General features: G+C 70.9%; 23 protein-coding genes, 1 tRNA gene and 1 other RNA gene. 11 read left to right on the top strand and 14 right to left on the bottom strand.

What is annotated here, in order from left to right:
* Positions 1-24: 24 nt before the first annotated feature.
* Positions 25-156, top strand: coding sequence for a hypothetical protein (locus QFZ26_RS14095; RefSeq protein ID WP_307043159.1), 132 nt, complete (start codon positions 25-27; stop codon positions 154-156).
* A gap of 27 nt (positions 157-183) precedes the next feature.
* Here the strand turns inward: QFZ26_RS14095 and QFZ26_RS14090 are convergent, their stop codons facing one another.
* The 3 genes from QFZ26_RS14090 to QFZ26_RS14080 are packed head-to-tail and all read right to left on the bottom strand — an operon-like array spanning position 184 to position 3612.
* Positions 184-537, bottom strand: coding sequence for a YybH family protein (locus QFZ26_RS14090; RefSeq protein ID WP_307043157.1), 354 nt, complete (start codon positions 535-537; stop codon positions 184-186).
* A 45-nt stretch (positions 538-582) separates the two neighbouring features.
* Complete coding sequence (gene recR, locus QFZ26_RS14085) at positions 583-1179, bottom strand: recombination mediator RecR (protein ID WP_307043155.1); 597 nt, start codon at positions 1177-1179, stop codon at positions 583-585.
* Between the two features lie 3 nt (positions 1180-1182).
* Positions 1183-3612 (bottom strand): DNA polymerase III subunit gamma and tau, encoded by a 2430-nt coding sequence (locus tag QFZ26_RS14080; RefSeq protein ID WP_307043153.1) that lies wholly within the window; start codon positions 3610-3612, stop codon positions 1183-1185.
* Positions 3613-3690: 78 nt separating this feature from the next.
* Between QFZ26_RS14080 and QFZ26_RS14075 the strand changes: the two genes are divergently transcribed.
* The 5 genes from QFZ26_RS14075 to QFZ26_RS14055 all read left to right on the top strand — a co-directional run bounded on the left by QFZ26_RS14075 (position 3691) and on the right by QFZ26_RS14055 (position 7583).
* Positions 3691-4062 (top strand): TraR/DksA family transcriptional regulator, encoded by a 372-nt coding sequence (locus QFZ26_RS14075; protein WP_307043151.1) that lies wholly within the window; start codon positions 3691-3693, stop codon positions 4060-4062.
* Positions 4063-4617: 555 nt separating this feature from the next.
* A complete protein-coding gene (locus QFZ26_RS14070; RefSeq protein WP_307043149.1) occupies positions 4618-5238 on the top strand; it encodes a SipW-dependent-type signal peptide-containing protein in 621 nt (206 codons plus the stop codon).
* Between the two features lie 7 nt (positions 5239-5245).
* Complete coding sequence (locus tag QFZ26_RS14065) at positions 5246-5869, top strand: SipW-dependent-type signal peptide-containing protein (RefSeq protein WP_307043146.1); 624 nt, start codon at positions 5246-5248, stop codon at positions 5867-5869.
* A gap of 8 nt (positions 5870-5877) precedes the next feature.
* Positions 5878-7071: a hypothetical protein gene (locus tag QFZ26_RS14060; protein WP_307043145.1), complete on the top strand. Its 1194-nt coding sequence runs from the start codon at positions 5878-5880 to the stop codon at positions 7069-7071.
* 8 nt (positions 7072-7079) lie between these two features.
* Positions 7080-7583, top strand: a complete 504-nt coding sequence (locus QFZ26_RS14055; protein WP_307043143.1) for a hypothetical protein — start codon at positions 7080-7082, stop codon at positions 7581-7583.
* A gap of 20 nt (positions 7584-7603) precedes the next feature.
* Here the strand turns inward: QFZ26_RS14055 and QFZ26_RS14050 are convergent, their stop codons facing one another.
* From QFZ26_RS14050 to pta, 5 genes are all read right to left on the bottom strand, one after another.
* Positions 7604-8689, bottom strand: coding sequence for a fatty acid desaturase family protein (locus QFZ26_RS14050; RefSeq protein WP_373460765.1), 1086 nt, complete (start codon positions 8687-8689; stop codon positions 7604-7606).
* 167 nt (positions 8690-8856) lie between these two features.
* Positions 8857-10158, bottom strand: a complete 1302-nt coding sequence (locus tag QFZ26_RS14045; protein WP_307043139.1) for an MFS transporter — start codon at positions 10156-10158, stop codon at positions 8857-8859.
* Positions 10155-10733, bottom strand: coding sequence for an ArsR/SmtB family transcription factor (locus tag QFZ26_RS14040; protein WP_307043137.1), 579 nt, complete (start codon positions 10731-10733; stop codon positions 10155-10157). The genes QFZ26_RS14045 and QFZ26_RS14040 overlap by 4 nt, the downstream gene beginning before the upstream one ends.
* A gap of 72 nt (positions 10734-10805) precedes the next feature.
* Positions 10806-12014: an acetate/propionate family kinase gene (locus QFZ26_RS14035; protein ID WP_307043135.1), complete on the bottom strand. Its 1209-nt coding sequence runs from the start codon at positions 12012-12014 to the stop codon at positions 10806-10808.
* A complete protein-coding gene (pta, locus tag QFZ26_RS14030; RefSeq protein ID WP_307043133.1) occupies positions 12011-14176 on the bottom strand; it encodes a phosphate acetyltransferase in 2166 nt (721 codons plus the stop codon). Before pta ends, QFZ26_RS14035 begins: the two co-directional genes overlap by 4 nt.
* Before the next feature lie 120 nt (positions 14177-14296).
* Here pta and ffs point away from each other — a divergent pair.
* The 3 genes from ffs to QFZ26_RS14015 all read left to right on the top strand — a co-directional run bounded on the left by ffs (position 14297) and on the right by QFZ26_RS14015 (position 15249).
* Positions 14297-14393, top strand: an RNA gene (gene ffs / locus QFZ26_RS14025) — signal recognition particle sRNA small type.
* Positions 14393-14480: transfer RNA gene (locus QFZ26_RS14020), tRNA-Ser, on the top strand. Before ffs ends, QFZ26_RS14020 begins: the two co-directional genes overlap by 1 nt.
* A 157-nt stretch (positions 14481-14637) precedes the next feature.
* The gene (locus QFZ26_RS14015; RefSeq protein WP_307043131.1) at positions 14638-15249 is read left to right on the top strand and encodes a hypothetical protein; all 612 of its coding nucleotides are present in this window, start codon (positions 14638-14640) and stop codon (positions 15247-15249) included.
* 7 nt (positions 15250-15256) lie between these two features.
* Here the strand turns inward: QFZ26_RS14015 and QFZ26_RS14010 are convergent, their stop codons facing one another.
* Genes QFZ26_RS14010 through QFZ26_RS14000 form a run of 3 tightly spaced genes read right to left on the bottom strand, consistent with a single transcriptional unit; the run spans position 15257 to position 18366 of the window.
* Positions 15257-15922, bottom strand: a complete 666-nt coding sequence (locus QFZ26_RS14010; RefSeq protein WP_307043129.1) for a GNAT family N-acetyltransferase — start codon at positions 15920-15922, stop codon at positions 15257-15259.
* Between the two features lie 23 nt (positions 15923-15945).
* Positions 15946-17826, bottom strand: a complete 1881-nt coding sequence (locus QFZ26_RS14005) for a helicase HerA-like domain-containing protein (protein WP_307043127.1) — start codon at positions 17824-17826, stop codon at positions 15946-15948.
* A gap of 39 nt (positions 17827-17865) precedes the next feature.
* On the bottom strand, positions 17866-18366 hold the full coding sequence (locus QFZ26_RS14000) for a hypothetical protein (RefSeq protein WP_307043125.1): 501 nt from the start codon (positions 18364-18366) through the stop codon (positions 17866-17868).
* Between the two features lie 149 nt (positions 18367-18515).
* On the opposite strand from QFZ26_RS14000, the gene ligD reads away from it, so the two are divergent.
* Entirely contained in the window at positions 18516-19721 is a 1206-nt protein-coding gene (gene ligD / locus QFZ26_RS13995; RefSeq protein ID WP_307045087.1) for a non-homologous end-joining DNA ligase, read from the top strand.
* Positions 19718-20563, top strand: a complete 846-nt coding sequence (locus tag QFZ26_RS13990; RefSeq protein WP_307043123.1) for an aminoglycoside phosphotransferase family protein — start codon at positions 19718-19720, stop codon at positions 20561-20563. The genes ligD and QFZ26_RS13990 overlap by 4 nt, the downstream gene beginning before the upstream one ends.
* An 805-nt stretch (positions 20564-21368) precedes the next feature.
* Here the strand turns inward: QFZ26_RS13990 and menC are convergent.
* From menC to QFZ26_RS13975, 3 genes are read right to left on the bottom strand one after another with little or no spacing between them, the layout of a single operon-like run.
* Complete coding sequence (gene menC / locus QFZ26_RS13985) at positions 21369-22673, bottom strand: o-succinylbenzoate synthase (protein WP_307043121.1); 1305 nt, start codon at positions 22671-22673, stop codon at positions 21369-21371.
* Positions 22673-23503, bottom strand: coding sequence for a GNAT family N-acetyltransferase (locus QFZ26_RS13980; protein WP_307043119.1), 831 nt, complete (start codon positions 23501-23503; stop codon positions 22673-22675). The genes menC and QFZ26_RS13980 overlap by 1 nt, the downstream gene beginning before the upstream one ends.
* Positions 23500-24774, bottom strand: a complete 1275-nt coding sequence (locus QFZ26_RS13975; protein ID WP_307043117.1) for a saccharopine dehydrogenase family protein — start codon at positions 24772-24774, stop codon at positions 23500-23502. Before QFZ26_RS13975 ends, QFZ26_RS13980 begins: the two co-directional genes overlap by 4 nt.
* Between the last annotated feature and the right edge of the window lie 137 nt (positions 24775-24911).

The raw sequence follows: 24911 nt of genomic DNA, 5'->3' as shown, positions 1-24911 counted from the left end.
CGGCTATGTGACGGCGCGGGTAGAGTGCGGTCATGGTGGGGCCCTCGATGGCTGGTCGACGCCCCCGGCCTCACCGCCGCCGCGATCGGGTCGGTGCTCGCGATCGTGACCGCCATCGCCAGGGCGTGGGTCGTGCTCGTCGAGGTGCTGCGCTGACGGAGGCGCCCCGACTCGGCGCCGTGCTCAGTGCTCTCGCGGCATGTACCACTCGGTGAACGACGTCGCGCGGCCGAATTCGTCGAGTCGGATCACCCAGAGGTTGAGGTAGATCCGCTCGGCGGGATAGTCGGTGCGCCCCTGCACGAGGACGAGCTCGGGCGATTCGTGGATGACCTCCCAGTCGAAGCTCCACGTGCCCGGCTCGTCGTGGTCTTCGAGCCAGCCGGCGACGATGGCGTCGCGCCCGCGACGTGGCTCGGCGTCGGGGCTCGTGAGGTACTCGGCGTCGTCGGTGAAGAGCGCGCCGATCTCGCTGGGATCGTTCGACTCCCACGCGGACACGTAGTCCGCGACCCATTCCGATCCCCGGTTCGCCATGCCTTCCGTTCTAGACCCGGTCGGAGTGAGCGTCAAGGGGCCGGGTCAGGTGACGACGCGCCGGCCCTCGAAGGCACGCCCGAGGGTGACCTCGTCGGCGTACTCGAGGTCGCCGCCCACGGGCAGCCCCGAGGCGAGCCGGGTGACGCGGATCTCGAGAGTCGTGAGGAGCCGGCTGAGGTAGGTGGCGGTCGCCTCGCCCTCGAGGTTCGGGTCGGTCGCGATGATGACCTCGGTGACCGTGGCGTCGGCGAGACGCTGCATCAACTGCCGGATGCGGAGCTCATCGGGCCCGATGCCGTCGATGGGGCTGATGGCGCCGCCGAGCACGTGGTAGAGCCCGCGGAACTCACGCGTGCGCTCGATGGCGACCACGTCTTTCGCCTCTTCGACGACGCAGATGAGTGCAGGGTCTCGCCGCGGGTCGCGGCAGATCGAGCAGGTCGCCTCTTCGGAGACGTTGCCGCAGATCTCGCAGAACCGCACCTTCTCGCGGATCTGCATGAGGATCTCGGCGAGCCGGCTCACGTCGAAGTGCTCGGTCTGCACGATGTGGAATGCGATGCGCTGAGCCGACTTGGGGCCGATGCCGGGGAGCCGGCCGAGCTCGTCGATCAGCTCTTGGACGATGCCTTCGTACACGGGCTACCCACGCTCCCCGAAGCCGGGACGTGCCGGCGCTTCGACCTCTTCGAGGAAGGTCGCGCCGAGCACCTCGCGTACGACGGCCTCGCCGTAGCGCTGAATACCGCCGCCAGCGGCCGATGCATCGGCGCCGCGTGCGCCGCGTGCACTCGAACGCATCGGGCGCACGGGCACGGACGCCTCGACGACGACCTCTGGCTCGGGACCCGGGTCGAACGGCGGCTCGTCGTCTTCGGGCGGCGCCTCGGCGTCGTCTGGCACGGGAACGTCGTCTGCCACGGGGACCGGCGCATCGGCGGGCGCGGGGCCCGGACCGGCCGGGCGCGATCGCGCGGTGACGGACGGTTCGGGTTCGCGCTCCGCGACCGCCGTGGCGGTGCGCGGGGTCGAAACCGCCGCCGCGGCCGAGGTGCCGCTCGACTCGACGTCGGGATCGGTGGGAATCGCCACCGTCGCCCACGAATCGACGGGCTCGGCGGGAGCGGTCGAGGCCGGCGCACGCTTCGCCGTGCGGCCCGAGGATGTCGGCGCCGATGCGGTGGTGGCCGCCGGCCGGCCCGTGGCCGAGGCTGCGGTCGTGGGGGCGCTCGGAAGCGCCGTGGCCGCCGGGGCAGCGTCGCGGGGTGCCTGCGGCACGGCATGCCCGCCGCCCGGCGCGTCGACATCGGGTGCGGCTGGCGCCGGGCCGCCGCCGGAACCCTCGACCCTCGCGATGAACTTCACGCGAACGCCGAGCACCTCGATGATGGCGCCGCGCAGGAGCTCACTCACGCTCTGGCCGGGTGCACCGCCGCGGAAGCCTGCGACATCGTGCTCGCTCGGGAAGGTGAGCACGAGCACGTCGCCGTCGCGGAACTCGCGCACCTGCGCCGTGAATGCGACCATCCAGGCACTGCGCTTCGTCCGTTGCAGCGATGCGAGCACCTCGGGCCACGCGTCGCGCACCTGCTGGAGCGTGACCGGCCCCACCGGCTGCACCGGAGCGGATGCCGCGGGCGGCGCGACCGGCGCGACGGATTCGGGAGCGGCACCCGACGCGCCCGCGGTGCGCGCGGGAGTGGGTCCGGGAGCAGGCGCAGACTCTGTTGTCGGCGCATCGACCCCGCCCTCGGACGCGCCCGCCGCTGCCCCCGCCGGACCGGCCCCGGCGACCGCCGAGTTCGATCGCGGCGACGTCGACGCCGCTGCGGTTCGTGCCGCGGGCTGCTGCTTCACGGCGGGACGCTCGGGCGACGCCGCGACCGCGGCATCGGTCGAGGCATCGCTCACGCCGACGCGGCGCTCGAGCCGTTCGACACGGGCGAGGGCCCCGCGCTCGGTGTCGTCGGATGACGGCACGAGCACGCGAGCGAGCATGAGCTCGAGGTGCAATCGCGGCGACGTGGCGCCGGTCATCTCGGTGAGCGTCTGGTTCACGAGGTCGGCAACGCGCGACAGTTCGGCCTGACCGAATGCGGCCGCCTGCGCGGCCATGCGGGTGAGCTCGTCTTCGGGCACGCCCCGCAGCACGGCCGCCGCCGTGGTGGGCGAGGATGCGGCGACGACGATGAGGTCGCGGAGGCGCTCGAGCAGGTCTTCGACGAATCGCCGAGGGTCCTGCCCGGTCTGCACCACGCGGTCGGCCGCGGCGAACGCGCCGGCGGCGTCTCTCGCGCCGATCGCGTCGACGACCTCGTCGAGCAGTGCCCCGTGCGTGTAGCCGAGCAGCGCGACGGCGCGCTCGTAGTCGATGGTGGGCCCTTCGGAGCCGGCGATGAGCTGGTCGAGCAGCGAGAGGGTGTCACGGGGCGACCCGCCGCCGGCGCGCACGACGAGCGGCAGCACGCCCGGTGCGACCTCGACACCCTCTTCGGTGCAGAGCTGCTGCACGTATTCGAGCATCGGCGCGGGCGGAACGAGCCGGAAGGGATAGTGGTGCGTGCGCGAGCGAATCGTGCCGAGCACCTTGTCGGGCTCAGTCGTGGCGAAGATGAACTTGATGTGCTCGGGCGGCTCTTCGACGAGCTTCAGCAGCGCGTTGAAGCCCTGCGGCGTCACCATGTGCGCCTCGTCGAGGATGAATATCTTGTAGCGGTCGCGAGCCGGCGCGAACACCGCGCGCTCGCGGAGGTCGCGCGCGTCGTCGACGCCGTTGTGCGAGGCCGCGTCGATCTCGACGACGTCGAGCGAGCCGCCGCCGCCCCGGGAGAGCTCGATGCAGCTCGGGCACACGCCGCACGGGACATCCGTTGGGCCCTCTGCGCAATTGAGACAGCGCGCGAGGATGCGCGCCGACGTCGTCTTGCCGCAGCCGCGAGGGCCGCTGAAGAGGTACGCGTGATTGACGCGATCGGTGCGGAGCGCCGTCATGAGCGGCTCCGTCACCTGGGACTGGCCGATCATCTCGGCGAACGTCTCGGGCCGGTAGCGGCGATAGAGGGCGGTGACCACGCCTCAATCGTAGTTGCCGCGTCTGACACCGCGGCCGGATGTCCCGGGCGTACGATGCGGGGACCGGAAGGGGACGTGATGACCGTGACGATGACGCCCGCGCAGCTCGAGCGATTCCAGGCGAAGCTCCTCAGGGAGCGCGCCGACGCCGAGGAGCGATTCGCCGAATTCGCCGACGCGATGAGCGAGGTGCGGGCCGCCAGATCGGATGCCTCCGCCGACGACGAGCACGATCCCGAGGGCCCGACGATGACCCAGGAATGGTCGCAGCGCACCGCCGTGCTCGCCGACGCTCGAGCCGAGCTCGCCGAGGTCGACCGTGCGCTCGCACGCATCGCCGACGGCAGCTACGGCGTCTGTGCGAACTGCGGCAAGCGCATCGCGGTGGCGCGGCTCGACGCGCGACCGACCGCCGAACTCTGCATCGACTGCGCGCGACTGCAACGCTGACACGCAGCGACAGGGTGCCCGGGGGCGACCGCCGCCCGGACTCCCTGTTGTGCATGCAGTGCGACGCCGTGCGATGAGCAGCGCGAGCACTCCGAGCAGCAGGACGCCGCCCGCGATACCCGCCGCGCCGTCGAGGTCGACACCCGTCGATGCGATCGTCCCCGCCCCAGCAGCGCCCGGAGCGAGGGAGGTGAAGGCATCGGGCAGGGTGGCGTCGCCGCACACCTCACTTCCGATGGCCGTCACGTCGACCACAATGCCTCACGCGGTGAACTCGCGCGCTCCAGCCGGCAGATGACGATGCTGACAGCGCCATCCGCGTTCAACGTAGGTGCTCGCATCGGGGTACACGAACGATTTGCAGGAATGCCCCCTGAACGGGTGTCGGCCGACGCCCATCGCGGTCCTCGTGAAGGGCACACGACGCACATTTCCCCAGTTCGGCGCGGATTTCGAGCGCAGGGGCGCCCCCTCGACCCGCGACGGTGGAAAGCGCCTATGCTCGGGCTCATCGCGATGGGGGCATGGCGATGGATTCCACAATCGGGGGACAACATGGAAACGCCAATCGACCACGCGACGACAGCGGAGCGGACAGGCGGCGGCGACCGCCGTCGCAGGACGATGGCGATCATCGCCGGTGGGCTCGTGCTCGGCGTCGGAGCCGCCATCACGCTCGCAGCATGGAACGACTCCGAGTTCGCCACCGGCACCTTCGGATCCGGCCAGTTCGGCATCGAGGGCAGTCTCGACGGCTCGACGTTCTCGAGCAGTCCGGAGTCGCCGGGCAAGACGCTCGTGTTCGAAGTCGACGCCGACGCGCTTGCGCCGGGTGACACCGTGTACGCGCCGTTCGCCGTGCAACTGGAGGCCGGGTCGACGAACGCCGCCGACGTCACGATCGAGGCGTTGAGTGCTGCAGCGATCGCGGCCGACCTCACCTACACGCTCATCGAGCCGACGGCATTCGGCTGCGACGAGACGACGACGGGTGCGGCACTCGTGACGGATGCCGCGACGACCGCGAGCGGGCCGACGGCCGTGTTCGACCTCGCCGCCGTCACGACTCCGCTGTACCTCTGCTTCGCTGTGACCGCAGGGGTGGGGCTCGATCCGAGCCAGACCGGCGCCGTCACGTGGGAGTTCGCCGCAACGTCGACCGCAACGTTGCCGTAGGCACCCCGTGGCACGGCATCGCGGCTCCTTCGTTCGGGCAGCACTGCCTGGACGCTGGCGCGCCGTGCTCGCCGGCGGTCTCGTGCTGGGCGTCGGTGCGACCGCCACCCTCGCGGCCTGGAACGATGCGGAGAACGCCACCGGCATGTTCGGGTCGAGCGTCTTCGACACCGTTTCGAAGAACTCGACCGATGCGACATTCGCCAGCCATGACCAGACGCCGGCTACGCTGACATTCGCGGCGACCGGCATGTCTCCGGGCGCGCTGTTCACCGCTGGACTCGACGTGCGCACCACAGGACCGGCTGACCCGCCGGCCCTCGCGAGCACGGTGGGCGGCACCTCGGTGCTGACCTCGGCCGTCCCGGCCGGCGACAGCCAGTTGACCGGGCAGCTCGAGTACCGCGTCGCGGTGACCGCCACGACGACCACGTGCGCCGCCGCCACGTACGCCGGGGCCTACGTCGCGGTGACGACGGTGCCTGTCGGCGTGCAGGGTGCACTCTCGGCGAACGCGGCGAACACGGTGCGGTTCTGCTTCCAGATCCGGCTGAAGACGGATGCCCCGAATACGACGCAAGGCCGCACCGGCACCGTCACCTGGGCGTTCACGTCCGCGTCGGCGTCGTAGGGGCTCCGGTGAGGAGGCGGCGCAGCGCGGCATCCGTCGTCGGCGATGTGCTCATGACGATCGCCGCCGCGGGCGGCGCCGTCTGCATCGCGCTCGTCGTGGCGGCCGTCGCGTTCGACGTGTCGATCATGCTGTTCAAGACCGGGTCGATGTCTCCCGCGATTCCCGCGGGGGCGGCCGCCCTCGTGCGCGAGGTGCCGGCGGCATCGGTGGACATCGGCGACGTCGTCACCGTCGATCGACCCGGCAAGCTGCCGGTGACGCACCGGGTCGTCGCGATCTCGGGCCCGGGAGCAGAGCGGGAGCTGACCCTTCGCGGCGATGCGAACCCGGTCGACGATCCGATGCCCTACCGCGTCACCACGGTGCGCGTCGTGCTGTTCGCCATACCGGGCATCGCCACGACGATCGCGGCGCTCGGCCAACCGCTCGTGCTCGGCGGGCTCACGCTCGGCGCGACCACGCTCGTCGTCTGGGCGTTCTGGCCGCGGACACCGCGAGGTGGATGCGGCCGGCATCGCGAGTCGCCTGCCCCGCCGCACACCGGTGCCGCGCGAGCGACCTCGGCGGCCCACTCAGCCCTGTCCATCGCCGCGGTCGCCGCGATCGCCGTGATCCCCCTCTCGGGGCCGGTCGATCGGGCGGCGGCCGCGAGCACGGAGGCCGTCGTGCAGGGCGAGGTGATCCGGCTCACGTCGATCGGCGATGCGGCGGAGATGGCGACGCTCGGAGCCGGCGAGAGCGCGGTGTGGATCGTCGGCGTCGAGGCGGAAGCGCCGTCGCCCGGTACCGTGCGAATCTCGCTCACCGCAGCAGGCTCGGCGAATCCGGTGCTGGAGGTGACTGTCACGGCATGCGACCATCGCACCGCCGACGGCCGCTGCGACGGCGAGTCGGTACTGGTGCCGACGACCGGACTCGGCGAGCGCGACACATTCGACCTCGGAACCATGGCCGACACCGAGGAGCGCTGGCTTCGCGTGGAGACCCGCATGAGCGATGCGGGCTCGGAGCTCCCGGTCCTCAGCGAGTTCACCGTGTCGGCCGAGGGATTCGGCGAGTCCGTGGGCACCGACGGAAGTGGTGCCATCGCCGCGAGCGGCGTCGATGTCGCGCCACTCCTGGCGATCGCGGCCGCAGCCGTCATCGGCGGTGCTGTGGTCTCGCTCACCACCGCTGCCCGCAGGCGGAGGACGCCATGATGAGTCGGATGACCCGGGCCGCCGCGCTGCTCGCGGGGTGCGCGCTCATGGTCGCAGTCGGCTCGGTCGGCAGCGCGGGTTCAGCGGCACAGACCGAAGCGGCATGGTTTGCCGGCGAGTCGGCGACGGGCTCGTTCACCGCCCTGGCGGTCGGGACCCCGACCATCGTCAGCTGCACGGCAGGGGGCAACGTCGTCACGCCGACGCTGTCGCTCCGCTGGTCGTTCCCCGTCGGGAGCGGCTATACCGTGCCGACGAATCTCAACCTGTACTACTCGAACAACGGCGCTATCCCCAACTTGCTCCCGATCACCACGGGAGCGACGACGGCGGGGCCCGATGCCGGCGGCGTCTACACGACGACCTACAACATCGGCCTGCTCGGCGGCATCCTCAGCACGCAAGCGGCGATCGCAGTGGAGTCGAAGGTCGGCAACTGGACGTCGCCACGGGTCGCCAGACTCGCGACGTGGCCGTTGACAATCGGCGCTGCGACCTGCGTCCCGGCTTGATCGACGATCGTTCGCCGCGCTCAGTCGCGGCGGCGATACGAGTTGATCATGGGGCAGTCGAACGGGTCGCGCGCGGCGAGTCCGACGCGGTTGAGGTAGGCGATCACGATCGTGTACGACTCGATGAGGCCCGTCTCGGTGTAGCGCACGTCGTTCGCCCGACAGTGCTCGCGCACGATCTGTTGCGCTCGTGCCAACGCGGGTCGCGCCATGCTCGGGAAGAGGTGGTGCTCCACCTGGTAGTTGAGTCCGCCCATGAACGAGTCGATGAACCATCCGCCGCGGATGTTGCGACTCGTCAGCACCTGGCGTTCGAGGAAGTCGACGCGGGTGCCTCGTGGGATGAGCGGCATGCCCTTGTGGTTCGGCGCGAACGATGCACCCATGTAGACGCCGAAGACGCCGAGCTGCACCAGCAGGAAGGCGGCCGCCAGGAGCGGCGGGAACGCCCAGAAGATGAGGGCGACGACCACGATGAGTCGCACCGCGATGAGCGCGATCTCGAGTCGGCGGCGCTTGACCGGTGCCTTCCCGAACACGTGGCGGATGCCGTGCACGTGCAGGTTGATGCCCTCGAGCAGCAGCAGCGGAAAGAAGAGATACCCCTGCTTGCGCGTGATGACCCGAACGAGCCCGCGGCTCTGCGCGGCATCCTCTTCGAGGAAGGAGATCGTGTCCTTCACGATGTCGGGATCACGGCCGATCACGTTGGGGTTGCCGTGATGGCGGGTGTGCTTGTTCATCCACCAGCTGTAGCTGATGCCGACGACGAGGTTGGCGAGGAACAGGCCGGCCCAGTCGTTCGCGGGCCCCGAGAGGAACACCTGCCGGTGCGAGGCTTCATGTGCCATGAACGCGAACTGGGTGAAGACCACGCCGAGCGCTCCGGCGATGACGAGCTGCCACCACGAGTCGCCGATGGCGAAGGATGCGGCGACGGCCGCCCCGCCCACGATCGCCCAGAAGATCGCCTTGCGCACGTAGAAGCCCACGAATCGGTCGAGCAGCCCCTCGGCCTTGATCTGGCGAGAGAGCTGCGCGAAACCGCTCTGCGCCGGATCGACCTCGTCACGCCGTCGGCCCGCCGTGCGGATGACTGGCGACATGGTGCCCTCGGCACCGTCGGGGCGTTCTACGACCAGCAGGCTCACGTGCACTCATCTCCTCGGCCGAGTGCACGAATGAGATTCCAGACGAACGCTTCGGGTGCGTGTGCTTCACGGCCGGGGATCGACCGTCGTCCGAGCGTACGAGGCCACCGCTGTGAATCACATCACACGGTCGAGCCATCTTGACCCCGTACCCCGGTAGGGGTGCGCGCTGCGGACAGTCCCGAGAAGGCGCGGATGTAGAGCGGGCTCGACCCCAGCAGAAGGTAGAGCACCGCACACGCGGCGAGGGTCGGAACGAGACCGAGCTGCTCCACCGCGAGGCCGCCCGCGAAGGCGCCGATGGGCATGGATGCCACGACCCCGGCGGTCGTCGCCCCGAACACGCGCGCTCGCATGCCGTCGGGCACGAGGCCGTACATCGCCGTCGACATCATGGGGTTGAGCGCACCGGCTGCGAGTCCGGCGGCCGCGAGGATCGGCAGGAGCACGTGAATCGGTGCCCCGAGGGCCATCGCGAGGTACGGCGGCGCACCGGCGAGCACGAAGCAGCTCGCGAACATCAGCCGCCCCGAGTACCGATGACCGAACGCCCCGAAGAGCGCCGAGCCGCTGAGGGCGCCGGCGGCGAAGCATCCGACCATGAACCCGAGCATCGCAGGGTCGCCGAGCACGTCGGTCGCGTAGACGGGCTTCAGCACGGTCATGCCCGCCGCGTCGATCGCGTTCGTGAGCGTGACGAGGAGCACGATGGCGCGGAGCAGCGGCGAGCGGGCGATGAACCGGATGCCCGCGACGAAACCGCCCCCCGAGTGCTCGCTCGCATCGGCATCGGATGCCTCGGCGTGACGCGGCACGAAGAGCCCCACGAGTGCGGCCGACAGCGCGAACCCGGTCGCATCGACCACGAGCGCGGGCATCGGACCGGCGAGCGCGACGAGCGTCCCCGCGATGCCCGCACCGACCAGCGTCGCCGTGCGCTGCACGGTGGACTGCACGCCCGCGGCACGGGCGAGCGGCATGCGGGCGAGCACGGCGAGGTCGGGCATCAGCACGGTCTTCGCGGTGTCGCCGGGTGCGTCGAGCAGCCCGCCGAGGAAGACGAGGGCGAGGAGCACGCCGAAGTGGAGCCCCACCGTCGCCGCGAGCACCGGGATGGCGAGCACCGTGAGACCGCTCGCGAGGTCGGCGACCACCGACGAGACGCGGTAGCCGAACCGGTCGACGAGCACCCCGCCGAGCGCGCCGCCGATGATGAGCGGCACCGTCGCGAAGACGCCGGCGACGCCCGCCGCGAGCGGGGATCCGGTCTCGGTGAGAGCGATGATCGGGATCGCGATCATGGCGATCGCGTTGCCCGAGAGCGAGAACAGCTGCGCGGCGAACAGGGCGAAGATGGGCAGGCGCCGGCGCGGGGCATCCGTCGCCGCAGGCCCCCTGGCCGTGGTCGTCGTGGCCTCGCTCACGGCTCGCTCCGGGGGAAGACGTGGGTGATCCAGCGCACCGGGCGGGTGCCCGGCCTCGGGGTGCGGCCGTAGCCCCACCACTTCTCGCGGAGCGCCTCGAGCTCGGCGCCGAGCTCGCGGAACTCGTCGAGCGTGAGGTGGGCGCCTCCGTCGCTCGAGTCGGATGCCGCGACCCACTCGGGTTCGAGGGCGAGCTCGGCGTCGAGTGACCGGAGGAGCTCGCGGTGATAGGAGTCGAGCACCGCCCTGCGCATCGCCTCGTCGGCCTCACGCCGCTCGGGGTCGTCGAGGAACTCGGCCGACTGCGAGGTGGTCATCTCGTGCGCCGCCTTCCACCACCGCTCGCGGCCGTCGCGTTCCAGCTCGGGTGCCGGGATCACGAACCCGTACTTGGCAAGGGTCGCGAGGTGATAGCTCACCGAGCCGGATGCCACGCCGGTCGCCTCGGCGAGCCGGCCCACCGATTGCGGCCCCTCGACGCGGAGGAGGCCGAGCATGCGCAGGCGCAGCGGGTGCGCCAAGGCGCGCATGGGGCCCGCGTCATGCAGGTCGATGGAATTCGTCGGGTCAGCCATGCCCTCAGGATAATTCCGCAAGATCCGTTGCACAAGTGTTCTTGCACAATGCTTCTTGTAAATCTGTGGGGGTCAGGCCTCGACGGTTGCGAGGGTCTGGCGGGCGATCTCGAGCTCCTCATCGGTGGGCACGACGAGCACCGCCGTGCGCGAGGCATCAGTCGAGATCCGGCGAGCGCCGCCGCGCCGCTCGCGATTGCGCGCATCGTCGATCTCGACGCCGAACCCTTCGAGGCCCTCGAGCGCGGCCTCGCGCACACTCGCCGAGTTCTCTCCCACACCCGCCGTGAACACGATCGCGTCGACGCGGCCGAGCTGTGCCGCGTAGGCGCCCACATACGAGCGGATGCGATGCGCGTACACCTCGAACGCGAGCGCGGCCGCCTCGTCGCCCGCTTCACGCGCCGACTCCAGATCGCGCATGTCGGCGTGTCCGCTCAAGCCGAGGATGCCGCTGCGGGAGTTCAGCAGCCGGTCGATGCCGTCGACGTCGAGCCCCGCCCGCCGCTGGAGGTGCACCAGCACGGCGGGATCGAGGTCGCCCGAGCGAGTGCCCATGACGAGCCCCTCGAGCGGCGTCATGCCCATGCTCGTCTCGACCGAGCGCCCGCCGTCGACCGCGCACGCCGACGCCCCGTTGCCCAGGTGCAGCACGATCATGCGCAGCTCCTCCACCGGCTCGTCGAGGAACTCGGCAGCCGCCCGGGAGACGTACCGGTGCGAGGTGCCATGGAATCCGTAGCGCCGAACCCGATGACGTTCGGCGACCTCACGGTCGATCGCGTAGGTGTAGGCGGCGGGCGGCATCGTCTGGTGGAACGCCGTGTCGAACACCGCCACGTGCGGCACCTCGGGAAAGGCTCGCTGGGCGGCGACGATGCCCGCGAGGTTGGCCGGGTTGTGCAGCGGCGCGAGCACCGCGAGCTCGTCGATGTTGATCTTCACGAGCTCGGTGATCACCGTGGGCTCGACGAACCGCGCACCGCCCTGCACCACGCGATGGCCCACGGCGACGGGCGCGTGCTCGGCGAGCGACGGGCCGTGCTGCTCGAATGCCTCGAGCATCATCGCGAATGCCGCGTCATGATCGGCCACCGGCGCGTCGACGGTGAATGGGGCGCCATCCGGATGCGCCGTGGTCGTGTGGACCGCGCGGGCGTCGTCGTGCCCGATGCGCTCGATGAGCCCGCTCGCGAGTCGGCGATCGTCACCGCCGTCGAGGTCGATGAGCTGGTACTTCAGCGACGAGGAACCCGAGTTGACGACGAGGACGGTGCTCACGAGGCATCCGCCGCCTGGATCGCCGTGATGGCCACGGTGTTGACGATGTCCTGCACGAGGGCGCCGCGCGAGAGGTCGTTGATGGGCTTCTTCAGCCCCTGCAGCACCGGGCCGATCGCGACGGCGCCCGATGAGCGCTGCACCGCCTTGTAGGTGTTGTTGCCGGTGTTCAGGTCGGGGAAGATGAACACCGTCGCACGACCGGCGACATCGGAATCGGGCAGTTTCGTGCGCGCGACCGCCGCATCGGCGGCGGCGTCGTACTGGATCGGGCCCTCGACGGCGAGCTGCGGGGCGCGCTCGCGCACGAGCGCGGTCGCCCGGCGCACCTTGTCGACGTCGGCGCCCGAACCCGACTCCCCCGTCGAGTACGACAGCATCGCGATACGCGGCTCGATGCCGAACTGCTTCGCCGTCGCGGCCGACGAGATCGCGATGTCGGCGAGCTGCTCGGAGGTGGGGTCGGGCACGATCGCGCAGTCGCCGTAGACGAGCACCCGGTCGGCGAGCGCCATCAGGAACACGCTCGAGACGACCTCGACGCCCGGCTTCGTCTTGATGATCTCGAACGACGGACGGATCGTGTGCGCCGTGGTGTGCGCCGCCCCCGACACCATGCCGTCGGCGAGGCCGAGCTCGACCATCATGGTGCCGAAGTACGAGACGTCCTGCACCGTCTCGCGGGCCTGCTCGAGCGTGACGCCCTTGTGGGCGCGGCGGCGCTGGTACTCGTCGGCGAACCGGTAGACGAGCACGTGGTCGTGGTTCGAGAGCACCGTCGCGCGCGAGATGTCGAGCCCGAGCCCGATGGCGCGGGCGCGGATCTCGATCTCTTCACCCAGGATCGTGAGCTCGGCGACATCCCGCGCGAGCAGCGTCGCGGCGGCCCGCAGGATGCGGTCGTCGTAGCCCTCGGGCAGCACAATGTGCTTGCGCTCGTGCCGGGCGCGTTCGAGCAGGCCGTACTCGAACATGAGCGGCGTGACGACCTCGGGGCGGGCGATCTCGAGGCGGTCGAGCAGGGCCGGTCCGTCGACGTGCTGCTCGAAGAGCGACAGGGCGGTGTCGCGCTTGCGCTGCGACTCGGCGGCGAGGCGGCCCCGCGAGTGCGTGATCGAGAGGGCGGTGTCGTAGCTGCCGAGCTCGGTGCGGATGATCGGCAGGCCCGCCTTGAGCCCGTCGATGAGCCGCTCGACCTGTTCGGACAACGGGAAGCCGCCGTTCAGCACGATGCCCGAGATCGACGGGAACGTCGCGGATGCGTGCGCGGTCAGCACGCCGAGCAGCACCTCGCTGCGATCGCCCGGCACCACCACGACCGAGCCCTCGATGAGCCGGGTCAGCACGTTCTCCATCGACATCGCGGCGATCACTACGCCGAGCGCCTCGCGATTCAGCAGGTCGGGATCGCCGGCGTAGAGCTCGCCGTCGACGGCCTGCATGATCGTGCGCATCGAGGGCGCGACGAGGAACGGGTCTTCGGGAATGGCCCAGACGGCGACGGATGCCTCGGCGAGCGTCGCGGTGCCCGCGGCGGCGCCCTGCCAACGGCCGACGACCCGCACGGTCTTGATGATCTCGTCGAGCCGATCGGGGTCGGCGCGGTTCACGACGATGCCGAGCAGCGACGCGTGCTCGCGCTCGAGCTCCTCGACGGCGAGCTCGGTGAGCTGCGCGAGCTCGTCGGGTGTGCGCGCGTCGGAGTACCCGAGCCGCTCGGAGCGCCCGCGCCCCTGGCCCTGCCCGACCCGGCCGCCGACGACGAGCAGCACGGGTGCGCCGAGGTTTGCCGCGATTCGTGCGTTGTACGCGAGCTCGGTCGGGCTGCCGACATCGGTGAAGTCGGAGCCGAGGATGACGACGGCGTCGCACCGGTCTTCGACCGCCTTGAACCGGCGCACGATCGTGGCGAGCGCGCCGTCGGGGTCGGAGTGCACGTCGTCGTAGCCGACGCCGATGGCGTCCTCGTATTCGAGCGGCGCAACGGCCTCGTGTGCGAGCAGGAGCTCGAGCACGTAGTCGCGTTCGGCCGTCGAACGGGCGATCGGGCGGAACACCCCCACTCGCGTCGCGCGTCTCGACAGTGTGTCGAGCGTGCCGAGCGCCACGGTGGACTTGCCGGTGTTGCCCTCGGCGGAGCAGATGTAGATGCGGTGCGCCACGCGTCCAGCCTATTGGGCGGGCGTCTGGGCAGCCGAAGATCCCGGCATCCCCGCGCCGAGGCATCCACTCGCCGGAGTCGGCCCACGGTCAGTGGCTCCGCCCGGCTCGGGTAGACTGTCTCCGGCTCCTCACGTGGCGCCATCCAGGCCAACTCCCCCAGGGCGGAAACGCAGCAAGGGTAACCGGGCTCTGGCGGGTGCGTGAGGAGTCCCCGTGGAGGATTCGCCTAGTGGCCTATGGCGCACGCTTGGAAAGCGTGTTGGGTGCAAGCCCTCGGGGGTTCGAATCCCCCATCCTCCGCCACCACGACAGGCCCTGCCGAGTTCGCTCGACAGGGCCTGTTGCGTACCGGAAGCACCGCATCATGGTGCGGATTTCGCCGCCACGGATGCCCTGCGGCATCCGTGTCCTCATTAATGCCGAATAGCATGCCGCAGCACCCTCCCGGATGATGTGAGAGATGTCAGCCGCACGAGTCGAAGCGAGGAGTGGGGACGCAGGGGACTTCTCCGACAGCGCGGCGGCAGCACGGGACGACGGCCTCAGGGTGCACACCCTGAGGCCGCGCCGCAGCCTCGGGTGGAGCATCGGACTCCCCGTCGCGGCGCTCGCGCTGCCGCTGCTCGGCGCGGAGCTCTGGGTGCTCGGCACTCGCGACGCCGCGACGATCGTCGTGTGGACCGCAGCCGTCACCGCCGTGCTCACGCTCGCCGCGTGGGTCGCGTATCGGCGTACGCACGTGACGATCAGCCGGTACGGCATCGTCGAACGCGGGTTCTTCGGCCGCCGCGGCACCATTGCGACCCGCGATGTGGCGGGCGTGCTGCGCATCCAGCTCTACCGCTCGAACAGCCTCGAGACGTCGCACGAACTGTTCGTCGTCGATCGCGCGGGCCGCGGAGCCATTCGCATGCGGGGCCGGTTCTGGGAAACGGGCACCATGGATCTGGTGGCCCGCCTCCTCGAAGTCGAGGAGACGGTGCGCACCGAGCCGGTCACGCTCGCTGAGCTTCGTGCGAGCGATCCGAAGCTCCTCTACTGGTTCGAGCGGCGCTCGCTTCTGCGGCGCTGAGGGCGGGTCACTCCCCCGCCGTGGCCGCGTCGGCGGTGTCGATGGTGTCGTTGGTCTCGATGCCGAGCAGCGGTTCCTGTGGCCGGCTCGACGGCAGCTCGTGGAACCCCAGCCGGTCGTAGAACGCGCGCGCGCCGGTGTTGGCGGCGTCCATGCCGAGGTGCACGGCCGGCACGCCGCGCTCGGCGAGTGCCGCGCGGAGCGTGTCGATGAGCCGGCGGCCGAATCCCTGTCCCTGCAGTTCGGGCAGCAGGTCGATGTGGAGGTGAGCGGGGTACTCGTCGAGCTCGGCGATGCGCATGCGCTCGGGGTTCGTTCCGGCTTCGATGAGCTGGACCTCAGTGAAGCCGGGATCGTGCCCGGTCGCGGCTCCGGGTGACGGATGCCTCGCGGCGAAGCCCGGCGCCCATTTCTGCTTCCACCACTCGATGAACGCCGCCGTGTCGGCGACGCCGATGACGTAGCCGAGGACGCGCCGGCCGTCGCTCACGACGAACGCGAGGTCGGGCGCGTAGTCGACGTACGGCAGCGCGAAGACCTCGGGCATCAGCGTGTCGTCGGAGTACACGCCGGTCGCATCGCCGCCGCCTGCCGCCGTGCGGAGGCACACGAGTGCGACGCCATCGCGGTCGGCAGCCTCGTAGGGGCGAATCACGTACGTCGGGTCATCCACTCGCTTCGATGCCTGCATGGCCGTCACCGGCGCTTCGCCATGCCGAAGATGCCCGTGATGACCTGCTTCAACACCGTCTGCGTGGTGCGGGAGCCGAGCACCTCCTCGAGGGCGGTCTTCTCGGGCGACTTCGACCGGCTCCGCGAGCCGCTCGAAGTCTGCTTCATGAGGCGGTCGTACTCCGCCTGCGCCTTCTTGTCGGCCTTCGCGGCATCCGCCTGGATCTTCGCCTGCATCTTCTCGTACTCGGCATCGGCCCTCGCCCTGGCCTCGGCGGCCGTTTCGGCGTCGACCTTCGCCGCCGCCTCGGCGAGCTTCTTCGTGAGGATCTCGTGCGCCGACTCGCGGTCGATGCCGGTGCCGTACTTCGGAAGCAGCGGTGAGGCCGCGATCGTCGCATCGATCGAGGCATCCGGTGACGGCGACATCGAGGCCTGCGGCGCCCGAAGGCGGGTCCAGGCGACGGGGCTCGGGGCGCCCTTCTCGTTCATGACGGTCACGATCGCCTCGCCGGTTCCGAGGTTCGTGAGCACCTCCTCGAGGTCGTAGCCCGACTTGGGGTACGTCGAGACGGTGGCCCGCAACGCCTTCGCGTCGTCGGGCGTGAACGCGCGCAACTGGTGCTGCACGCGTGAGCCGAGTTGCGCAAGCACATCGGCCGGCACGTCCTTCGGCGTCTGCGTGACGAAGAACACGCCGACGCCCTTCGAGCGGATGAGCCGGACGGTCTGCGTGATCTGGGCGAGGAAGTCCTTCGACGCGTCCTTGAAGAGCAGGTGCGCCTCGTCGAAGAAGAACACGAGCTTCGGCTTGTCGAGATCGCCGACCTCGGGCAGGTCGGTGAAGAGGTCGGCGAGCAACCACATCAGAAAGGTCGAGTAGAGGGCCGGCTTGTCGGCGACCCCCGGCACTTCGAGCAGGCTGATGATGCCGCGGCCGTCGGATGCCACGCGCAGGAACTCCGCGGTGTCGATCTCGGGTTCGCCGAAGAAGACGTCGGCGCCCTGGTCGGCGAACGTGATGAGCTCGCGGAGGATGACGCCCACGGTCGCCTTCGAGAGACCACCGAGTCCCTCGAGTTCGGCTTTGCCCTCGTCGCTCACGAGGTAAGCGAGCACCGCGCGCAGGTCGTCGAGGTCGAGCAGCGCGAGGCCGTTGTTGTTGGCGTAGTGGAAGACGAGGCCGAGGCTCGACTCCTGCGTGTCGTTGAGCCCGAGCACCTTCGAGAGCAGCAGTGGCCCGAAGCCGGCGATCGTCGCGCGGATCGGCACGCCCTTGCCCACGCCGCCGAGCGAGAAGTACTCGGTCGGGAAGGTCTCGGGCGTCCACTGCTGGCCGATGCCCGCCGTGCGCTTCAGGAGCCTCTCGTTGCCCTCGCCGGGCGTCGCGACGCCCGAGAGGTCGCCCTTGATGTCGGCCGCGAACACCGCCACGCCCGCGCTCGACAGCTGCTCGGCGAGCACTTGCAGCGTGCGCGTCTTGCCCGTGCCCGTCGCACCGGCGACGAGCCCGTGCCGGTTCGTCATCGCGATCGGGATGCGTACGGGCACGTCGGGCCGGGCGTCGCCGTTGACCAGCGCGCCCATCTCGAGGGCGGCGCGCTCGAAGGCGTACCCGGCGCGGATGGCGTCGAGGTGCTCGGCGTCGAGCGGGCCCGAGGTGGTTGCGGCCGGCGTCGTCGCCGGCTCGGCGGCCACGGGTGCCTCGGCGGGAGCGGCGGCGGGCTCCGCGGTCGCCGTTGCTGCGGCATCCGCCTGCTCTTGCGCGTCGAGTGCCGCCTGCGCGAGTGCCGCGGCCTCTTCGGCCTTCTTGATCGCCTCTTGCGCCTGCACCTGCAGCGCCTCGGCTGCCTCGGCCGCGGCTGCGGCGGCCTCTTGAGCTTGCTTCACCGCGTCATCCGACATGAGCCGATCCTAGCGACGCGCTCGCGCCTCGCTCGCGTGTCAGCCGAGCTTGACCGTCGGGCGGAACTTCGGGGGCTTGGCGGGCACACCGAGCCGCCTCAACCGCACGGCCGAATTCAGGTAGAAGTAGGCGAAAGCGGCATATTCCAGTCCGCTGGTGACATAGATCGCGATCGTCTCGCTCGTCGACGTCTGCGGGAGCGGCTCATACACGCCGACGGCACTGAGGATGAATGCCACGACCGATCCCGTCGCGAGCACGACGAAGAGGATGCCGAGGCGGCGGCTCAGCGTCGGCCGTGCCGTCATGCGCCACCATGGTCGCGGCGGCTCGATCGCCTCCCCACGGCCGCGGAAGACCCGCGCGCCGACCAACAGCGCCGCGACGTCGAACACGCCCGTCGTGAGCCACACGAGCGTCTCGGCCGATCCCAAAGCACGGAGGAGGGCCGCGAGCGAGAAGATGGCGGCGTAGACGCCGACGACGTAGGCGAGCTTCAGTTCCCACCGGATGATGCGGATGTCACGAATGCGTCGCATCCTCACATCCTCTCGCTCGGTCTACGGTGGCCATCACGCTACCGTGCTGAGCGACCGGACGACGACCGCTCGCGCGCCACAAGCTCTCCCGTTTCGCGGTGGGCCGTCCTAGGGTGGAGGGCGTGAGCCCCAAGACGGACAAGGCCACCATGCTGGAGATCGATGGCCGTGAGGTGCGCGTCAGCAATCCCGGCAAGGTCGTCTTCCCCGAGCCCGGCCTGACCAAGCTCGACCTCGTGAACTACTACCTCGCGGTCGCCGACGGCGCCCTCCGCGGAGCTGCCGGTCGGCCCATGGTGCTGAAGCGGTTCGTGAAGGGCATCGATGAGGAGGCGTTCTTCCAGAAGCGCGCGCCTGAGAAGCGGCCCGAGTGGATCGACACGGCGACCCTGCACTATGCGTCGGGCAACTCGGCTGAAGAGGTCGTGGTGCGGGATGCCGCGGCGCTCGCGTGGGTCGTCAACCTGGGCTGCCTCGACCTCAACCCGCACCCGGTGCGGGCCGAAGACCTCGATCACCCCGACGAGCTCAGGGTCGACCTCGACCCGATGCCCGGGGTCGACTGGTCGCAGATCGTCGACGTCGCCATGGTCGCGCGCGAGGTGCTCGCCGACCACGGCCTCGTCGGCTGGCCGAAGACGTCGGGCTCGCGCGGCATGCACATCTACGCGCGCATCGAGCCGCGGTGGGATTACCGCGAAGTACGGCTCGCCGCCGAGACGCTCGCCCGCGAGGTCGAGCGCCGCGCTCCGGGCCTGGCGAGCGCGAAGTGGTGGAAGGAGGAGCGCGGCGAGAGCGTCTTCGTCGACTTCAACCAGAACGCGAAGGACCGCACCGTGGCCTCCGCCTACTCGGTGCGTCCGCTTCCCGACGCGCGCGTCTCGACCCCGCTCGACTGGGAGGAGGTGCGCGACAGCCGGCCCGAGCTGTTCACCGTGTCGACCGTGCTCCGGCGCTTCGCCGAACGCGGCGACGCCGCCGCGGGCATCGACGATGCGGCGGGCGGGCTCGACGCGCTGCTCCGGCTCGCCGAGGAGTTGGGGCCGGCCGAGAAGCCCCCGAAATCATCCGATGGCAGCGGGCGCCGGCAGTCGACGATGCCGCTCATCGAGATCGCGCGCACGAAGACGAAGCCCGAGTCGCTCGAGGCACTCGAGCGCTGGAAGGCGAAGCACCCCGACGTCGCGGCGCTCCTCGAGCCCGCCGACGTGCTCGTCGACGGCATGCGCGGCTCGAGCTCGCTCTGGTACCGCATCCGGGTGAACCTGCAGCACGTGCCCGAGGCCCAGCGTCCCGAGCAGGGGGCGCTCGAGGCCGACTACGACCCCTGGGCCGGACGCGAGTGGAACACGTGACCGAGCTCGTCGCGGCATCCGTCGCCGAGTGGCTCGACCGCTGGCACCTCAGCATCGACGGCGCCGTCTTCGAGACCGCGACGTCGACGCTCGCGCCCGCGCACACGGCCACCGGGCACGCCGTGATGCTGAAGGTCTCGCATCACGACGAGGAGCGGCGCGGGTCGGCGCTGCTCGCCGCGTGGTCGGGGCGCGGCGCGGCGCGGGTGCTCGAACACGACGGCGACGCCGTGCTGATGGAGCGGGCGACCGGTCCGCGGTCGCTCGTGCACCTGTCGATGTCGGGGTCGGATGCCGCGGCCACGCGCGTGCTCTGCGCGACCGCCGCGGTGCTGCACGAGGCATCCGGAGCAGTGCTCGGCTCGGCCCAGCCGCCGGAGCTCGTGCCGTTGCGGATGTGGTTCCGCCAGCTCTTCGCGCACGCCGACGAGCTCACGCCGCTGCACCGGCGAGGCGCTGAATTCGCGGACGCCCTGCTCGACGCCGAGCGCGAGGTCGTGGCGCTCCACGGCGACCTGCACCACGGCAACGTACTCGACTTCGGCGAGCGCGACCGCGGGTGGCTCGCGATCGACCCCAAGGGACTGCTCGGCGAGCGCGCGTTCGACTACTGCAACCTGCTCTGCAATCCCTCGCCGGCGTTTGCACGTGAGCCGGGCCGCATCGAGGCGCGGGTCGCGATGGTGACGGATGCCGCGGGCCTCGAGCCCGTGCGCTTCGCCCGGTGGCTCGTGGCGTGGTGCGCCCTCTCGTCGACGTGGCACGCGCTCGACGGCGATGCGGCGGCCGCAGCATCCGTCGCCGGCATCGGCGAGCGAGCGCTCACGCTCGCACTCGCCTGACCGGGGCCGGCGCCGAGAGTGCGCTCCTGGTCGGAATCACGTCATGATGCCGGAGCATCGTCTCTCGCGGCGACTCGGACCGTCGCCGCAATCGCGCCCGTGCACGGCGCAGTCGGCGCGCGCCGCGCCCGGCACCGTAGCGTGCGATCGCGGCGTCGATCTCGGTCTCGGGTCGCGAGCGGCGCGGGGAGGCCCAGCAGTCGATCGCCGGCGACGATGAGATCGCGTTCATCGAGTCCGCCCGCGAGCTGGCACCACGCATCTGCCGGAGCGACGACGCGAAGACCGAATCGACGGCGAAGCGCCGGCTCGGCGGTGAGCCGATGGCCGACGACGCCTGCGGCCCGCGATGGATGATCGCCATTCCAGACGACGGCATGCAGTCGCGGATCCGATTGCAGGCGCCACGGCAATGGGAGACCCCAGAGCTCGGCCGCAGTCGCGTGGCTGAATGCCTCGTGCCGACGCATCCTGAGCGCGTAGGCGCGGCACAACGCGACACGCGAACCGATCATCGACTGCGGCATCCGGATGCCGCGGAACGGCGTTGCCAGGTCGAGAGCGCGCATTCGCCCCGCTGTGACGCCAGCCTCGCCGGCCGACCTGGTCGTGAACGGCGTGCGATCGAGCGGCGAGGGCAGCGGTACTGGACGGCGCATCCCAACACTCTGGCGTCGTGGCCAGCCTCGGATTCCCGCACCCGCTCTCCTGTGGAGGCGTGATGCGGTTCTCCACAGGAGAGCGGGCCTCCGCCGCCCCTCGAGAGCGCGCAGTCGGATCGGGCGTGAGCGTGAGCGTGGGCGCGTCAGCGCGTGAGCACCGCGGGCGCCGCGGTCGCCCAGGCGCGCACGAGGTCGTCGCGCACGGTCACGCCGGTGCCCGGGGCATCCGGAACCCGAAGCTGCCCGCGGTGCTCGCCGGAGCCGAGCTCGAACGGCTCGGTGAGGTCCTCGGCGAAGTAGCGCGACGACGCCGAGGTGTCGCCGGGCAGCAGGAAGCCGGGCAGCGCCGCGAGTGCCACGTTCGCCGCGCGTCCGACGCCCGTCTCGAGCATGCCGCCGCACCACACCGGCACGTCGAGTGCGCGGCAAGCATCGTGCACCCGCAGCGCCTCGAGGTAGCCGCCCATGCGTCCGGGCTTGATGTTCACGATCGAGGTCGCACCGCGGTCGATCGCGTCGACCGCAGTCGTGACGTCGAGGATCGACTCGTCGAGGCACACCGGCGTCTCGCACGCCTCGGCGAGGCGCACGTGCGTGGCGAGGTCCTCCTCGGCGAAGGGTTGTTCGATGAGCAGCAGCTCGAAGGCGTCGAGGCTCGCGAGCAGCGGGATGTCGTCGGCCGTGTACGCGGTGTTCGCGTCGACCTGGAGCATCGCGTCGCGCCCGAGCATCTCGCGCACGGCGCCGACGGGAATGAGGTCCCAGCCGGGCTTGATCTTGAGCTTGATGCGGCGGTAGCCCTGCTCGACGTAGCCCGACACCTCGTCGAGCAGCTCGTCGACGGTCGGCGCGATGCCGACCGAGACGCCGCAGTCGACCCACTCCCGCACCGCGCCGAACGCCTCGCCCATCGAGCGGCCCTGCGCCCGCAGCTCGGCGTCGAGCACGGCCGCCTCGAGCGCGGCCTTGGCCATGCGATGGCCGGCGACGAACGCGAGCGTCGACGCGACGGATGCCGCGAGCGGCACGCTCGCGATCGAAGCGGCCGCACCGCCTGCCGCGGCGGCAGCGCGCCGATCGGCGCCGGCGGCGTGCTGCTCCCGATCGTCGACCCAGACGCCCGCCGAGCGAGACGGGTCGTCGATGAGCACGCCGGTCATATGCCCGTGTTCTTCGAACGCCGCGGTGTGGCGCCGCAGGAGCGCCGGCCCCAGGTAGCGCTCGATCACGGATGCCGCGCCAGCGACGTATTCGCCCGAGTAGAACGGGTCGCGCCCCGCGACGCACTCGCCCCACCCCTCGCCCGCATCGGTCACGACGCGCACGAGGAGTACCTCGCGCACGGTCTCGCGGCCGAACGAGGTCTCGAATGGGCGCACGAGCGGTACCTCGACCCGGTGCAGCTCGATGCGTTCGATGCCGGTGGTGCTGCGTGCCGTGTCGATCATCAGGCCTCCCGGTCGGGGTCGTCGCGGGTGAAGACGTAGTCGCCGTTCGCGTCGAGGTCGGCGCGCAGCCCGCCGGCGCCGAGCACCGCGAACGCTGCGCGAGACTCGTCGCGCAGCCGCGCTGCCGCGGCGGGATCCGCGGCACGGAGCGCCTCGAAGTCCGCGGCGAGCGCGAGTCCGCCCTCGGCGTGCCACTCGGGCACCGGCCCACGCCCGAGCGCCCTCGCGGTGCGCCGGCCGTCGAGTCGCCACCGCACCTCGAAGCGGTCGCTGCGGTCGGTGCCGGTGATCGCGTCGTCGAGCTGCCCGTAGAAGTCTGGCAGGAATCGCGTGACCTCGGCTCCGAGCCGCACGAGGTTCAGGTGCGCGTTGCGACGGATGAGCGGGTCGTACGTCCACCGCATCTCGGTGACGCCGTGGGCGAGGCACACCGCCCGCTGCCGGAGCTTCAGCGCGACGCCGATGCCGCGCCCGCGCGCCGCGGGGTCGACGGCGTTCATGTGCGAGTGCACGTGCAGTCCGCCCGTCCAGCCGAGGAAGCCGAGCGTGGCGCCGATGGGCGCTGCCGCGGCATCCGCCCGCTCGTCGTCGGCCGCAGACGCGGGCACCGCGACGAGCACGGTGTTGCCCGCGTGGTGGAGGGCCTGGATCGTCGCGAGGTCGGCGCCGCGTCCGCCGCCCCAGGTCGACTCGAAGCGGGCGAGCACGCCGCCGAGCTCGGCGCGCCGGGCCGGGCGGGTTCGCACGCCGGAGCGCGTGTCGGCGGCATCCGCTGCCGCCTCGGCCGCTGCGATCAGCGCCGCGGCCACCTCACCCGTGCGAACGGTCACGCCAGCCGATCCTCCATGCCCCAGGCCTGGCCGTAGCCGCCGTCGGCTTCGGGGCGGGCCATGAGCTCGAGAAAGGGCGCCGCGTCGAACGCCTCGGGCCCGAGCACTCCGCGGCCCGACCACGCGCCGGTCGCGAGCAGCTCGAGCGCGATCACCGGGTTCAGCGCGGTCTGCCACACGACGCACTGCGCCTCGTACTCGGCCATCGTCCACTCGTTGTCGGACACGTGGTACAGGTACACCTCGCGCGGTTCGCCGTCGGTGCCGGTGCCCGTGACCCACAGGCCGGCGCAGGTCTTGCCGGTCATGCGCGGGCCGATCGACGCCGGGTCGGGCAACGCCGATGCCACGACGTCACGCGGCGCGACGTGCACCGGGCCGTCGGCGCTCCGCACGCGCACCGGCGTCGTGGAGTCGAGGCCGAGCAGGTGCAGCACCCGCAGCACGTTGATGAACTCCTCGCCGAGGCCGTACTTGAAGGTGACGCGCTTCGCGTCGACCCACCGCGGCATGAGGAGCACCTCCTCGTGCTCGACGTTCACGCACTCGACCGGGCCGATGCCGTCGGGGAAGACGAACACCTCGGGCTGGGAGAACGGCGGCGTCGTGTACCAGCCGGCCGCCTGCTCCCAGATCACGGGCGGGTTCAGGCATTCCTCGATCGTGGTCCAGATCGAGAACGAGGGCGCGAAGATCTCGTTCCCGGCCTCATCGGTGACGACGAGGTTCGCGCCGTCGCGCACCCCGAGCTCGTCGATGTCGCTGAACAGGTGATCGGCGGCGTACCGCGCGAACACGTCGCTGAGGCCCGGTTCGACGCCCATGCCCACGAGGGCGAGGCGGCCCGCCGCATCCCAGTCGCCGGACTGGGCGAATTGGTCGTCGCCGAGCTTCACGCCCGTCTGTGCGTACGGGTCGGACGGATGCGGCTCCGAGAGGCTCATCGCCATGTCGAGGTAGTCGGCGCCGGCCGCCAGGGCGCCCGCGAAGATCGACGGCACGAACTTCGGCTCGACGGCGTTCATGACGTGCGTCGCACGGAGGTCGCGGGCGACGGATGCCACGACGTCGGGATCGCTCGCATCGATCTGCGTCGTGGCGAACCGGGCGGCCACCGCCTCGCCGTGCTTCGCGCGGATCCACTCCACGGTGCGCTCGGCCCGAGATTCGTCGTAGTCGCCGACGACGAGGAGTTCGAAGAAGTCGCGACGGGCCGCGATCTTGGCAATGGCATCTCCGACGCCACCGGCGCCGACGAGGAGGATCCGCATCCCCCGACGCTATCGCGGCCGGCAGGGCGGCGCATCGTCGCGGTGCCATTCACGCGAGAGTGCGCTTGTGGTCGGAATATCGCACCCATTCCGACCACGAGCGCACCTTCGATGAGCGTGGCGCCGCGCGAAGAGGC

The sequence above is a fragment of the Agromyces ramosus genome (assembly GCF_030817175.1).
GTDB lineage: Bacteria > Actinomycetota > Actinomycetes > Actinomycetales > Microbacteriaceae > Agromyces > Agromyces ramosus_A.
The sequence above is the reverse complement of the archived record's forward strand: the minus strand, read 5'-3'. Positions and strand labels throughout refer to the sequence as shown.

Excerpts from the sequence above, each read along its gene's own strand:
- menC (WP_307043121.1), bottom strand. The coding sequence starts at position 22,673 with ATGATCGACACGGCACGCAGCACCACCGGCATCGAACGCATCGAGCTG.
- QFZ26_RS14000 (WP_307043125.1), bottom strand. The coding sequence starts at position 18,366 with ATGCGACGCATTCGTGACATCCGCATCATCCGGTGGGAACTGAAGCTC.
- ligD (WP_307045087.1), top strand. The coding sequence starts at position 18,516 with ATGCTGGAGATCGATGGCCGTGAGGTGCGCGTCAGCAATCCCGGCAAG.
- QFZ26_RS14015 (WP_307043131.1), top strand. The coding sequence starts at position 14,638 with ATGTCAGCCGCACGAGTCGAAGCGAGGAGTGGGGACGCAGGGGACTTC.
- QFZ26_RS14075 (WP_307043151.1), top strand. The coding sequence starts at position 3,691 with ATGACCGTGACGATGACGCCCGCGCAGCTCGAGCGATTCCAGGCGAAG.
- QFZ26_RS14070 (WP_307043149.1), top strand. The coding sequence starts at position 4,618 with ATGGAAACGCCAATCGACCACGCGACGACAGCGGAGCGGACAGGCGGC.
- QFZ26_RS14040 (WP_307043137.1), bottom strand. The coding sequence starts at position 10,733 with ATGGCTGACCCGACGAATTCCATCGACCTGCATGACGCGGGCCCCATG.
- QFZ26_RS14005 (WP_307043127.1), bottom strand. The coding sequence starts at position 17,826 with ATGTCGGATGACGCGGTGAAGCAAGCTCAAGAGGCCGCCGCAGCCGCG.
- QFZ26_RS13975 (WP_307043117.1), bottom strand. The coding sequence starts at position 24,774 with ATGCGGATCCTCCTCGTCGGCGCCGGTGGCGTCGGAGATGCCATTGCC.
- QFZ26_RS14050 (WP_373460765.1), bottom strand. The coding sequence starts at position 8,689 with ATGTCGCCAGTCATCCGCACGGCGGGCCGACGGCGTGACGAGGTCGAT.
- QFZ26_RS14090 (WP_307043157.1), bottom strand. The coding sequence starts at position 537 with ATGGCGAACCGGGGATCGGAATGGGTCGCGGACTACGTGTCCGCGTGG.
- QFZ26_RS14055 (WP_307043143.1), top strand. The coding sequence starts at position 7,080 with ATGACCCGGGCCGCCGCGCTGCTCGCGGGGTGCGCGCTCATGGTCGCA.